General features: G+C 30.3%; 7 protein-coding genes. 1 reads left to right on the top strand and 6 read right to left on the bottom strand.

Annotated features, from left to right (window positions below):
- Window position 1 precedes the first annotated feature (1 nt).
- Genes RG22_RS14410 through RG22_RS14400 form a run of 3 tightly spaced genes read right to left on the bottom strand, consistent with a single transcriptional unit; the run spans window position 2 to window position 6020 of the window.
- Complete coding sequence (locus RG22_RS14410; RefSeq protein ID WP_034044556.1) at window positions 2-1657, bottom strand: RagB/SusD family nutrient uptake outer membrane protein; 1656 nt, start codon at window positions 1655-1657, stop codon at window positions 2-4.
- A gap of 18 nt (window positions 1658-1675) precedes the next feature.
- A complete protein-coding gene (locus tag RG22_RS14405) occupies window positions 1676-4612 on the bottom strand; it encodes a SusC/RagA family TonB-linked outer membrane protein (protein ID WP_034044555.1) in 2937 nt (978 codons plus the stop codon).
- A 43-nt stretch (window positions 4613-4655) separates the two neighbouring features.
- The gene (locus RG22_RS14400; RefSeq protein ID WP_034044553.1) at window positions 4656-6020 is read right to left on the bottom strand and encodes a Gfo/Idh/MocA family protein; all 1365 of its coding nucleotides are present in this window, start codon (window positions 6018-6020) and stop codon (window positions 4656-4658) included.
- A gap of 265 nt (window positions 6021-6285) precedes the next feature.
- On the opposite strand from RG22_RS14400, the gene RG22_RS14395 reads away from it, so the two are divergent.
- Entirely contained in the window at window positions 6286-10362 is a 4077-nt protein-coding gene (locus RG22_RS14395) for a hybrid sensor histidine kinase/response regulator transcription factor (protein ID WP_081997734.1), read from the top strand.
- A gap of 975 nt (window positions 10363-11337) precedes the next feature.
- On the opposite strand, the gene lepB is transcribed toward RG22_RS14395, so the two are convergent.
- From lepB to RG22_RS14380, 3 genes are read right to left on the bottom strand one after another with little or no spacing between them, the layout of a single operon-like run.
- Window positions 11338-12501, bottom strand: coding sequence for a signal peptidase I (lepB, locus tag RG22_RS14390; protein ID WP_081997733.1), 1164 nt, complete (start codon window positions 12499-12501; stop codon window positions 11338-11340).
- Between the two features lie 38 nt (window positions 12502-12539).
- The gene (locus RG22_RS14385; protein WP_034044548.1) at window positions 12540-13244 is read right to left on the bottom strand and encodes an acylneuraminate cytidylyltransferase family protein; all 705 of its coding nucleotides are present in this window, start codon (window positions 13242-13244) and stop codon (window positions 12540-12542) included.
- Between the two features lie 60 nt (window positions 13245-13304).
- On the bottom strand, window positions 13305-14810 hold the full coding sequence (locus tag RG22_RS14380; protein ID WP_034044546.1) for a hypothetical protein: 1506 nt from the start codon (window positions 14808-14810) through the stop codon (window positions 13305-13307).
- Between the last annotated feature and the right edge of the window lie 2 nt (window positions 14811-14812).

Here is a 14812-nt window from a genome sequence, read left to right as displayed (position 1 = left end):
ACTAATCATTTTGAATTAAAGATGGCTGTATTAATATTTGCTGCTCAGGAATAAACTCAATAATAACATTATTAGTAGCTTCTATTTCAAAAAATGGACTTGCATTATTTAAATGCGTTCCTGGATACCTTCTATTCATTGTTCTTCCATTTCTATAGACATCAAACTTCCTATGCCCTTCAAAAGCTAACTCTAATTGACGCTCATCTAATACAACATCCAGAACTGTTTTTCCAACTGGAAGCATAGTTAAAGTATAACCAGGTACATTTGCTCTAGTTCTTAATACGTTTATGTTATCTAAAGCTGCTTGGTCTGACCCTTGTTTAGCTAAAGCTTCAGCTTTATTTAAGTACATTTCGGCTAAACGAGATACTGTTGGTGACCAAAGATGTAAATCATTCTCTTGCTGAGATGCTTTAAGAATAAAGAATTTAGGATATCCATTACGCTTATCCATATCAAAATCAAAAGTAACATCTTGACGCCCATTGGCTCCATTGAAGTAGTACTGCGTTCTATTATTAACTGTTTCAGATTCTAAAGTATATGTACTTCCTCCATCTTCTAAAGTAATAGTACCGCCAGTATCTGTAGTACGTCTAAATTGATATGTATAAGCATTATCTACCCAATATACGGCTGGAATTTTTTGTCCATTTCCATTAAGTAAATATTGTGGATCTATAAAGCTTTTTCTTAAATCGCCAGTATCTTGATTAACTAACTCAAGATAGGTTTGCGAAGCATACATTTCTCCCCAACCTACACCATCTATATTCGCATAAAAAGAGCCTATTGTAAACCAATCTTCATTTCCAGGTATATCAATGTCTTTTGTTAAAGTGATAGAGAATATCGCTTCTTCATTTTCTGCAGGGGCTAAGGTATTCATTACTGCAAAACGACTTGAAGGTAAAAGTGAATAGCGTCCAGAATTAATAACATTATCTGCATACTCAATGGCTTTTGCATTATCGCCCATATATAAATAAACACGAGATAATAATGCCTGTGCTGCTTCTTTTGTAGCAAAAGATGCACTTTTGTTTTCATTCATTAAAGCTTCAGCTTTCAATAAATCTGCAATGACCTGATTGTAAACTTCTCCCACAGTATTTCTATCTGGCAAATCAGTTATTTCTGAGGTTAGTTTTAATGGAATTGATAAGTTTTCAGTACCTTGATTGTAAGGCTTTCCAAAAACATTTCCCATTTGGAAGAATACCAAAGCTCTGATATAATAGTTTTCTCCAATAACTTGATCTTCTTCATCAGAATTACCTTCTGTTAAACTTTCAATAACTCTATTTGTCCCAACAATGGCCTTGAAAGAATTACTCCAAAATCTATTATTTCTTGAATTATTTGGGTTTCTCTGATAGTTATAAAAAAAGAACAATGGATCTGTAGTTCCACCACTTATCATGACATTATCTCCTGAGTATTCAGACATTCTATGTAAATCGTCTGACCAACCGTCGTAACCTTTATCTCCTTTTAAGAATAAATAATTACCAAGGGTAGCTGCTTGAGCAGCTCCAGGGTCTTTAAATAAATCATCTGCTGATATTTCAGTAAAAGGACTTCTATCTAAATCACATGAAGTAAATACAACTGTGATTGCTAGTAGTGATATATAAATTATTTTTTTCATGCTTAAATTTTTATTTAATTAAAACGTAATATTAAGACCTAATGCATAACGCTTTGGGATAGGATATCCTAAGCTTACTGAACCACCAGCTCCTCCAATTGTTGGGTCTACACCTGTGAATTTAGTAAAAGTGGCTAAGTTATCTCCAGTTATATAAATATTTGCTCCAGCAATACCTAAACGATCTAGTATAGATTCTGGAATGTCATACGATAGTCTTACATTATTTAATCTCAAATAGCTTCCATCTTCTAAATATCGTGTAGATGTTTGGTTACTTCCTGCATAACCTCCAACTCTAGGTTTAGGGTGTGTTGCAATATCACCAGGTTGTTGCCATCTGCTCCATCCTTCAGGTAGTACCATTTGGTTAAATTGCAAATAGAATCCATCCGAATCAAATAAATTACGAGAAGAATTATATAACTCTGCTCCGTAAGAGAAACTCCAATTAGAGCTTAATGAAAAGTTTTTATATCTAATATTTGTATTAAAACCTCCAGTAAAATCTGGATTTGAAGTACCAGCTATTTGAACCGTGGCCTCATTATAAACGTTTGTTGTAGAAATTTCACCAGTATCAGCGTCTACTACCTCATAAACTGGTGTTCCATCTCCTGGATTAACACCTAACCATTTTCTCATGTAGAAAGTACCAAACTCTTCACCTTCTCTAAGAATGGTCGATCCGCTTATAATATCAGTGCCATCTGCAAGCTCTTTTACATTATTTTTATTAAAACTTACATTAAAGCCTACATTAATACCAAAATCTTCTTTGTTTACAATATCTGCCGCTATTGCAACCTCTATACCTTCGTTTGTGATTGATCCAACATTTTCAAATCTACCACTAAAACCTGTCTGATCTGATAATGCTCTAAAATAAAGTAATCCAGAGTTTTCCTTGTTATAATAATCTACAGTTAAATCTACAGCATTAAAAAATGTTGCATCTATACCTGCGTTAGTTTCTATTGCTTTTTCCCAAGTTAAGTTTTCTGTTCCTAATCGAAGTGGTTTTGCTGCAATTATGCCAGCATATTGAAATTTAACATCATAAGTACTTAAAAATCCAAAGCCTCCTGGTTGGTTACCAACTGCTCCATGACTAGCTCTTAGTTTTAAGGTATTTATTTGATTTATGTTAAAAAAGTCTTCTTTGTGAATATTCCAACCTGCTGCAATAGAATAAAACTCACCATAACGATAGTCTTTAGCAAAAGCTGAAGCACCGTCAACTCTTAGAGATCCTTTTACAAAATACAAGCCTTTATAATCATAATCTGCAGAAAACAAGAAAGATTGTTGTGCAAATTCTCCTGCATTACCGTCAGCCCCAGCTGGTTTTAAACCTACACTTTGTACTTCTCCATTTACAACCACATTTTCTGAGGTAGTAGATACATTTTTTGAACTACCATCATTATATTCATATGCTGCCAAAACATTAACTGTATGATTTTCATTAAACGTGTTAGAGTACTTTAACATTTGGTTTGTAAATCTTGTTAAGTTTCTGAAGGTAAAATCATTTATAGAACCGTTTGTTGTTCCTCCTCCGTTAGACCGTGGATCTGTATAAGAAAAAGATTCAAAGTTACCGTATCTAAAGTTATTTGTAGAAATAAAGGTTAGGTTAGGTAATAATTTATATTCAAAATCAAAACTACCAAATAAATCGAATGATCTTGAGTCTGTATAATTCCATTGTCTATCATAGAAAAAGTTTCTTTTATCTCTACCTAGCCAATCATCACCTTGTGATTGTGTAGCATTTACCACAGAACCATCTGCTGCAAAGGGTAAATCCCATGGCATATTCGTATAAGCCTCATATAAAGAAGCTCCTCTTGAATTATCTCTTCTATCAAACACAAAATTGATTTTTGGCTTAATAGTTAACTTCTCTGATATGTTATAATCTAAATTAGTACGAAATGTATATCTATCAAGCTCGCTACCTATTACAGTACCTTCTTCATTATAATAACCTGTAGATAAAAATAAGTTATGTGAATCTGTAGCCGATGTAAATGTTATAGAGGCATCTTTTACAAAAGCATCTTGAGTAGCTCCGTCTATCCAATCATAATCCCTTTCTAGTAAATCTTCTGTAAACCATCCGTTAGTATTTCCCAACTCGGTATGGTAATCAAATAATTGCTGAGAATTCATTATCTCAAATTTCCCAGGATTAAATTGGTTGACAGCTGTTTTTATAGACACTTTAACCTGTGGCTTAGCACCTATCTTACCTCTTTTTGTAGTTACTATAATAACTCCATTTGCTCCTCTATTACCATATAAAGCTGTTGCAGAGGCATCTTTTAACACAGAAATGCCTGCGACGTCATTAGGGTTAAGCTTAGGGTCACTATTACCAATAATAACACCATCTACTACCCATAATGGAGAGTTAGTAGAGTTAATTGAAGATCTTCCTCTAATAATAATACTCGGAGAAGATCCAGGTGAACCCGTACTAGGCAATACTTGTACTCCTGTTACTTTACCTTGTAACATAGTTGCAACCTCAGGAGTAGTTACATCGGCTAATTTATCAGCCTTAACTTCTACAACAGAAGAAGTAATTGTTTCTTTCTTTTGTGTACCATAAGCTACAACTACTATTTCATCCAAAGTAGAAGTATCAATTTCTAATGTTATATTAATAGTGGTTTGATTATTAATTACTACAGTCTGAGTTTTATATCCTATAAAAGAGAACGTAAGTGCTGTTCCTCCATCTGGTATTTTAATGGAATAATTACCATCAAAATCTGTCGTAGTTCCTGTAGATGTTCCTTCTACAATAATGTTTACGCCTATTGCTGGCGCACTGTTATCATCAAAAACAGTTCCTGTTATTGTCTTGCTCGTACTTTGTGCATGTACTTCAAAACAAAAACAAACCGTTAATAATAACACTAAAAAAGTAAATAGTTTTTTCATAAAATAGTTTTTAGTTTTAGTTATATTTAGTTGTTAATTGATTTTAATATGTTTCTTTCATCCAGTTATAAGGTTTACGCTTTATCCAGTTACCTCTGGTAAAGTCTGGAAAATCTTGTGGCTCGCCATTGTTTTCTATAGATAATTCTGATAGTGGTGTAACTGCACTCCAAGCTGCAGCATCATAGGCATCCATAGGGGGTGCTATATTCTCCTTGGCAGACTCTACAAAAGCATTTAAAACAAAAAAATCTATACCTCCATGACCTGCTTCTGTGGCACTGGCTCCATACTTTTTCCATAGTGGATGATCGTATTTTTCAAACCAAGCATCCATTGCTTCCCATCCATGGCCTTTTGTTGTACCTTCAACATGAATACGTTGTGTGTGATAATCAAAATCGGTAAGCCCTTGAACTCCTTGAACTTTAAAGCCTAAAGAGTATGGGTGTGGTGTATTTACATTATGTGTAACAATAATAGTTTCTCCGTTAGACGTTTCTATGGTCGAGGTTATAATGTCTCCTTGTTTCCATTTTAATTTTGCGTTTGGATGATCTTTCCCTCCATTGTCAACAATATATTTATTTAAGCCTATAGCTTTGGTAGCATGTGAGGTTAAAGATACAAACCGATTTCCTCTATTTACATCAGCCATAACCGCTACTGGTCCTAAACCATGTGTTGGGTATACGTCTGCATTTCTTAATAATGAATGTTGTGTTCTCCAAGCTGATTCTGAAATTCCTTGTTCGCCAAACTCAACACCTTTGCCATAAGCTGATTTTCCATCGTTAAATTTAACACCTCTTAAATCATGTTGGTAACCACAAGTAAAATGCAACAACTCGCCAAAAACATTTTGTTTTACCATATTTAATACAGCTAGTACATCGCGTCGGTAATTTACGTTCTCTAAAATCATTAAATGAGAGCCTGTTTCTTCATGCGTATTTACCAAATCCCAACATTCTTCAAGTGTATTTGCTGCAGATACTTCTAAACCTGTATACTTCCCTGCTTTCATAGCATCTACTGCCATTCTTGTATGCCATAACCAAGGTGTTGAAATAATAACGGCATCAACATCTTTTAAATCTAATAAGTTTCTATAATCGTAATCTGAGTTGCCGAAAACTTTTGGCTTTGTAAATCCGGCTTTGCTAATTTTATCTAAAGCTATTTTTATACGATTAGAATCTACATCGCAAATTGCAGTAATCTCTAAATCTTTTCTTTGTAATGCATTATTTAAATGATTTGTTCCTCGTAAGCCTACTCCTATAAAAGCTATTTTTAACTTGTCTTGGCTTAAACCAAAATTTGAACCAAATGATAAATTTGGCATAATCGATACGCCTGCGCCAGCTAGTGCTGTTTTTTTAACAAAATTGCGTCTAGAATTCATATATTTTTAATAAAATTTTATTTTAATGTTAAATTGTTCTCAAATATGATATATCCATATTATTATGATGATGACATTTTAAGCGTTTTGGTGTATTATACCTTATTTAGATAGGAATTGAGGAAATAATCCACTTTTTATGTGAATTTGACCTCCTTTTTAATTTGTATTGATAAGCATCAATATATTCTAGATAAATTTTATTAATATCTTTATAAACTATTTCTAAATAGCTTATCTATTTATAAAAATTAATATAAATTCAATGCACGCATTAAAACGCTATTTCTTTTTAGGATTGTTTCTATGCTGTTCAAGTTTTTTGTTTGGACAGAATCATACTAATTTCAATCATATTTCTCCGATTTTAAATAATAAACTTGCTTGGGTATCTAAAACAGTGCAAGATCCTTTAGGGAATATATGGATATTATGTGGAAATGGTGTGTTAATATATGATGGCTACAATTACAAATTAATAAAAAACAAAACCATTTTTAATGAATGGAAAGAAAATGATAGGATAGACAATATAATTACTGACTATAAAAAGAACATTTGGGTTTTAACAAAATCTGGACTAGTAAGTAAATACGATATAAAAAATAATAGTTTCGAAAACATTACAGCTTTGATAAAAGAGCCCATAAGTAAAATGTGTGCTAAAAGCAATGGCGTTTGGCTCATTTCAAACAATAGCATACTGTACAATTACTCCAATTCTGAAATTAAAAAGATAGGTTCTGTTTTTAATCAGGATGCACCTCTAAAGAGTATAATGGACATAGATTTAGTGACTCCTAATGAATTGTTTTTAAGTACTATAAATGGGAAGGTCTATAACTATTCCCTAGAATCAAAAACGCTTAATGAAATAATTGGCCCATTTACTGATTATCCTGGAAACTTAATATTTACAACCGATAAAAACAATAGACTATGGATAGGTACTGAAACCTATGGACTTTTTGTATATGATCCTATTAATAAGGAATTTATTCAAGATAGACTTTTTAGTAAAGAAAGATTTAATATTAATAAAGAAATGTTCTTATCCTTATTTTGTGACAGTAATGGAAATATTTGGGGAGGAACAGATGGAGGTGGATTATATAAAATCAATTCAAAAAACGGAAAGATTGATTTGTTTACGAAACATGATTCTAATGAATTTTCATTAGGCAGTAATACTATTTTAGATATTAGTGAAGATAATCATAAAAACATATGGGTATCCACCAATTACGGAAAACTTAATGTGCTCCCTTTTAAAAACAATAATATTGGTTACCACAGTGGTTCTGCTAGTAAAACACCTCAGAGAATATTAACAGTTTTTAAAAGTTCTAAAAATGTTTTATGGTTAGGTACAGATGGCTCTGGCTTAACAAAAGTAACTAATGATAAAAATAGCACCTTTATAAAGGAAACACAATATTTTAATAATATTGCTTTAAACAAAGGATTTTACGTACAATCTATAGCTGAAGATTCAAAATCCAATATCTGGATTGGAACTTATAAAAATGGCTTACATTTTCATAACACAAATAACAATACCTTTAAGAAAATAGATATAATTAATTCGAAAAAGCAAGAGGCTACAGATATTAGAACTCTTTTTAATGATTCTGAAGGACGTATATGGGTGGGGTCTAATATATCCATAAATGTATATTCCAAAAATCTAGAACTACTAGCATCTTTTGAAAATAACAAACATGGTTTGGAAGGTTCTATTTTAGAAAGTATTGTTGAAGACAAAAATGGTATTATCTGGCTAGGCATATATCAAGGTGGATTTTTTAAGTTAAATGAAAATATTGATAACTTCAAAAACTCAACCTTTATTAAACAATCGTATTTTAATGATAATAACCATGATGAAGTATCGAGCGTAAAATACATGTCCGTAGGTAAAGGCAACGAATTATGGTTAATTAATAGTAATGGAGAACTTTTAAAGTTTGATACCATAAATAAAACCTATAGTACTTTTGAACATATTGAATCTATTAATGCAGTAAATATCGCCGCTGTAATTGTTGATGGTAATAACTTATGGTTAAGCTCAAGTAACGGGGTTGTTTGCTTAGATATTGAGAATTCTGTTGCTAAAACATATTATAGTATTGATGGGCTTCAAGATGATGTCTTTTTATCTCGAAGCGCCTTTAAAGATAAACAGGGAGTACTATATTTTGGTGGTATAAAAGGAGTTAATTATTTTAACCCAAAAGGATTAAAGAAAAAAGAATCTTATGCTAAATTATATATAAATGATATAGAGATTCTTAACCAACCTATTGATTCTTTAATTCCTTCTGCTATTAATACTGGTACTTATAATATAGAATCATTAAAACTAAAAAACAATCAGTCTTCTTTTTCATTTCGGTTTTCGGCTATTGATAATATTCTTAATCCAAAATATTATTACGCATACCGACTAAAAGGGTTTGATAAAGACTGGATTACTAGCCATTCCGAACGCATGGCTACTTATACTAACATTCCTGCGGGCAAATATACTTTCGAGGTAAAAGCAGGATCAAAACAAAACAGTTGGGATATCCCAGCAAAACGTATAAATATTGAAATAGAACAACCTTTATGGAATAAACCTATAGCATACATTCTATATTTCTTTATTATTATATTATTAGTATATGGAATGAAACGGTGGTACTTGCTAAGAAAAAAATTATTTCTAGAAAAGGTGAGCCACAAAAAAGAAAATGAAATACATGAAGCAAAGATGAATTTCTTTGCAAAAATGTCTCATGAGATTCAAACACCTATAACTTTAATTCTTGGCCCTTTAAATGATATGTTAACGCGTTCTGAACAAAATGGAAACTTACTACTTAAACAACGTTTAAATATCATTTTTAATAACGCACAACGCCTTTCTAAAATAGCAAAAGAATTAACACTAGTTAGAAATAAAGAACTCAACACATTAAAGCTGTTCGTAACTAAAAACTCACTATGCAACGATATTGAAAGCATATCTTTATCCTTTAAAGAATTGGCACGAAATAAAAAAATTGATTTTGTAATAAATTGCCCTAATAGCATGAATTACACATGGTATGACAAAGAAAAAGTAGAGCATATTTTATACAACCTGCTTTCAAATGCTTTTAAATTCACTCCCAAAAATGGCTTTATTCAACTTAATGTAGTCCCAACCAATTCTAAGAAACGAGTAAAAATATCTGTAACAGATTCTGGCCCTGGAATTCCAAAAAAAGAATTAAATGACATCTTCGAATTATTTTATCAATCTAATATTGGCAAAAAGAATAAAGGATCTGGAATAGGATTAAACCTAACTAAAGAGTTAGTAGATTTGCATAAAGGTAAAATACAGGTTGATTCTATACAAAATGAAGGAACAACATTTACTGTAAATATACCAATTACTGAAAATGCGTATCATGAATCTGAAAGAATTACAACTAGCAATTTTGAGGAATCTAACATAATTACGCATACAGATAATAACGATAATTTACTAGAAAATGATAATATAAATATCTCTAAAAAAACAATACTTATTGTTGAAGATAATTATAATTTGCAGGCATTTTTAAAAGAACTTTTAATTAATCAGTATAATATCTTATTATCTGAAAATGGAGAAGAAGGTTATCATTACGCTAAAACCTACTACCCTGATTTGATTTTGAGTGATATTATGATGCCTAAAGTTGATGGAATTGAAATGTGCCATAAACTACAGGGAAATCAGTTAACAAAGCATATTCCTGTAATATTACTTACTGCAAAAAACTCAACAAACTCAAAAATAGATGGTTTAAAATCTGGAGCCATTGAGTATATTAATAAACCCTTTAACACTAATGAGCTTTTACTTAAAGTAAAAAACATTATACAATCAAAAGAACATATTATATCAAAATATAGAAAAGAAATAATTAGCCGTCCAAATGTAGGAGTAGAAAAATCTCAAGACGAATTGTTTCTAGAAAATTTAGTTGCAGAAATAAATTTAAGATTAGATCAAGCCAATTTTAAAATGGAAGAATTGGCAGATTCGCTTAATATGAGCTATTCAGCGCTTTATAGAAAATGTCAGTCTTTAACAGGTCACAGTCTAGTAGACTATGTTAGAATAATTCGTTTAAAAAAGGCTGCTGTTTTTATTACTCAGCATGGATATTCAATATCTGAAACTGCATTTATGACTGGTTTTAATGATCCAAAATACTTTTCAAAATGTTTTAAAAGATATTTTAAAAAAACACCTAAAGATTTTAAAAAGAGTACTGCAATAACTGATAATTTAGAAGAGTATTTGAGTAGAATTCAATAACCACAAAAACCATACTTTATCTTTTACAATAACACCATGATATTCTGCATACTGTTAGCCAGCCATTTAGTTTCGATTTTAATTGAAATCGTCTCCCTTATCTTATAAATTTTGCCTGTATAAAAATTTTCAACGAGAAGAATTTTTAAAGATTGTTCCAATATTCAATACGAAAGATATTCGGTTCATACTTTTTGTTTTTTTAAACTGTTAACCGAACTGTATCAAACGTTATCAAATTCTATGATAGCGTAAAACAATAAAACCTTGTAAATCAATAGATTTACAAGGTTTTTAACGCCATTTGTAATGGCTTATTGTCGGGGTGGCAGACTTAAATACCATTTCATATAACACTATTATACAGTCGATTAAACTGTTTTCTTTAATTATGCACACCTATTTGCACACTAAAACAATATAAAGAACTTTAAAGATATAATTTACTTACCTTTAACACTATAAAGATACAATTAATATAAATATATAGTAAATACAAACTTTTGCTTTTTTTAAATGCTACATGGAACTTTTAATTGCTTAATTTCAATATCTTCTAAATTACCCATTCTTCTTTAAGAATCTATTAATCGTTTTTTTATTCAATTCAAAATCTAATGATGGTGCGATTATCAATTCAATTATAGCTAATGGCTGTACTGTTTGTTTTGCTTTTTTTAATATTTCACAAAGATTCTAAGGACATAGATTTTTATCTTCTTTCGATTTCTTCTTGAAAATTATTTCTCAAATGTATCTATTGTATACCAATGAATTATTTCTGCTAACTCTATAGTTTAAAGGTTATTTTTTTCTCTTTTACTTTATTGCCAACCAAAATAAACGCTTAAAATTCATTAGTTTGTTTGGAATGAGTTGAATGCTCAACAATGGGATTAGGCTAGCTCCAATAATGAATAAGCAAATAAAAATGATGAGAACTGTAAAAGGAAATAGATTTAGTTTCATGTATAATCATTCAACTTTTTTTAATAACCGTTTCCATTGAAGCTCATCTTGATAACTAGACCATAGCACACATTGTACTTTACCAATAATACGTTCTTCTGGCACTAAACCCCAATATCTAGAATCCATAGAACCTTTCCTATTGTCTCCCATCATAAAATAATAATCTTGGTTGAAAGTATATGATGTCACTTCTATATCATTTATAAAATAAGAACCATCAATACTCTTTATTGTAACACCATCATAATCATTTATAACTTTATTATATAGTGCATAATTTTTTTGGTTTAAAGGTATCATCATCCCTTTCTTAGGGATAATATAAGGCCCATAGTAGTCAAAATTCCATTGATTGTAATTAGAATTTGGATAAGCAGTACTTGTAGATGTAATAGAATCTGTAATTATTGTTAAACCCTTTATCATATCCATTTTTTCAAGTGTATCTTTTTCTTCAATAGACATCGTTGCTCTATAAAAGTCTGTTTGGGCTCTACTAATAACAATATCTAAATCTAAAGAATCTAATTTCCGAAAGAATACTTTTTTGTTATTAATTTTAAACTCATAATTATTTAGAATAAGGCTAGAAGGACTAAAATATTTATTATTTACATAAACGTCTCCTTCTTTAATAATTATGGTATCTCCAGCTATTCCCATACAACGCTTTACTATAGTCATGTTTTTTTTAAACATTGTAAACACAACAACATCTCCATTCCGCAAATTAGAAGTACCTGAGAGTCGTTTATACTCCCACAAATTAACATTCATACGTGCTCTTACTTTTTTATTAAAATAGAGCGCAATATTTACCCAAGGAATTTCAAAAGGGGAGCGTGGTAATTTTGGTCCATATTTTAATTTATTAACTATTATAACATCATTAGTATACAATGTGTTATTCATGGATGAGCTCGGTACTTTGTAGATATCAAAAAGAAGTAACTTAACATTAATTGCTACGATAAATATAAATAGGAATAAAAATAAGCTTTTTACTGTTTTTTTTAAAAAAGGATATATAATTAGATGTATTAATTTTAAAGAAATAAAGTACAACAAAACTAACACCACAAATAATAGGCTTAACCACCATAAACCAAGAAGTAATAATAAAAATAGAATTAAAATTACAGTATATATTTTATTTTTTTTGTTCATTAAATAGTTTTTCTATTTCTCTCTTAAATTATATAAAGTCATATTTTATCAATAATCAGACTCTCTTTTAAGACTATCCTTTTATAAATCAATTCAGCAATGTTCAATTCTAGTTCTGTGTCAATATCCATATTTCGATATATTTCTGGAATAATATAAGGTACGTTGATTTTTCCATGCATACTTTTTCTTTGCAAAAAGGTATCCACATTAATTAGATAAAACATTCCATTTTCCTCATAAAAATCATCCATATCTTGAAACCGTTGCTCAAATTTATAATTAGAAGGAAGGAAGACACCTTCTTTTATACACCCCATCTTTGTTTTACATTTAACTACTGTAAACACGCAATCTGCTGTATGTTTGAAATATAGTTCTATCATCTCTTTAAGGAAATAGTCTTTACGAAAAGGATCTGTCGGTTGCAGGATAACTAATACATCTGGTAATACATCATCTTTTAAAGCTATTGTGTCTAAAAAGTGCTTAATATATTCAGAATTAGTGGAAGTTGCTCTACTGTATTGGTTAGGACGTTCAATATATGGAATACTCTTTTCCTGACAAATTGAAATAATCCTTTCGTCATTGGTGGTAACATAAAACTCGTTGATCAGATCAGAGTTTTTTGCAAAATCAACTGAATGAATAAATAAAGGCTTATCTAGAAATGAGGTGTAATTCTTCCCAGGAAATCGTTCAGAGTTCTTTCTTGCAGGAATTAATGCTGTTATGTTCATCTTTTCTTATAATTGATATTGAGTTTACACGGATTGCTCACTGTAGTCAAAACTTTAAATTTACCAATACTCCAAAACACCATTTATAAAAGTAAAAGGACGCTGTAAATTTTCGTGATAACCCTCGCCAGAAATTAAATATAGTCCATTCTTAGGAAGCCCATCAATTATTAAAGTTTTATCATTAATAGCTTTTACTTTTTTAACAAACACCCATTCTTTATCCCAATAAAAAACTTTGTACTCCTTACTTAAATCAGTAATGTTCTTTTTTATTTGTAATACTTTAACACCTTTTAAAGTAATTTTTTCATTTATAACTGGAGTTAATATTTGTCTCTCTCCAGATTCTCTAAGTATAAAAGGATCTGACATTGCTTCATATTGCCCATTAGTATAAATCATAGGAAAATACAATAACTCTTTTGTTACATCTTTGAAATGGAACTTTTTATTATTCATGGCACTCCAAGATATAGCATGAAAACCTTTATTGTAAGTACATAAATAGAGTAAGTCTTCACTAGATGTCCCTTCGTTCGGAATTATATCAATATTAGCTGTAGGAAAGTAATAAGAGGTCACATCCTTGTAAAAAGGATTTACAAACAACTCATCTAAGGGAATTTCTTTAGAATTTAGATATTTATATATTTCTTTTTCTTGTATCTTATAAGTGTTTCTCATTATTTTATGAGCTCTCCAATCTCGCCGCTCAGGTGCACGCTCATAAGGAGAAAAAAAGTAAAAGTCTCCATTTGGTAAATCGATACTATTATATACATGATTACCATTAACTTTTCCATGATAAGTAACAATATCCATATGTAATGGTATACCACATGCTCTCATTACTTTTACCGCATTTTGAGCCAAATCAGCACAATTTCCTCCTCCAATTTCTTCAAATGTTTTATACGAAAAGTTTCCTGGAACAATTGATGTAGAACTAATGTATTCTTTTTTATACTTTTTATTAAACCAAAATATGATGTCTGATAATGAAGTATTTACCTTTTTTAAAGAGTCTAGTTCTTCTTTATGTTTCGTATAATAATAAGATCTCCAGTTTCCTAAGGGTTCATCAACAAGTCTATAAGGAAGTATTTGATTGCAAAACTCATCAAAAGATAGTTGCTTACACCATGGATATTCTTCTCTCACTTTAAATGCTAAGTCTATGTTTGTAATTAAATATTTAGCTGTTATACTTTTAACATCTTCTCTTGTACTAGTTATTCTAAATGAACCACCTTCTTTATTTATTAAGTCATTTAATTCGTCTGTCGTATGTTTTTTATAATCAAGAATTTTATTTTGTCCATATTTATCAACATACCTATAGCTTTTTGATTGTTTATACAACATATTACTAATTAAATATTCTGCTGCTTTTATTTTCAATGTATCTTTTGTTTTCTTGTAATGATTTATTACTCGTTCCAACTCTATCTTGTTATTGCCTGAATGCTCCAATGCTTTATCAAGATTAGAAGGCTTCTTACTACAAGAAAAAAGCAAAACAAAACTGATTATTTTAAAAAAAAGAACAAAGTTTTTTTTCATTT

Source organism: Wocania ichthyoenteri Th78, from assembly GCF_000789235.1.
GTDB lineage: Bacteria > Bacteroidota > Bacteroidia > Flavobacteriales > Flavobacteriaceae > Wocania_A > Wocania_A ichthyoenteri.
This window is presented reverse-complemented; position numbering and strand designations above follow the sequence as displayed.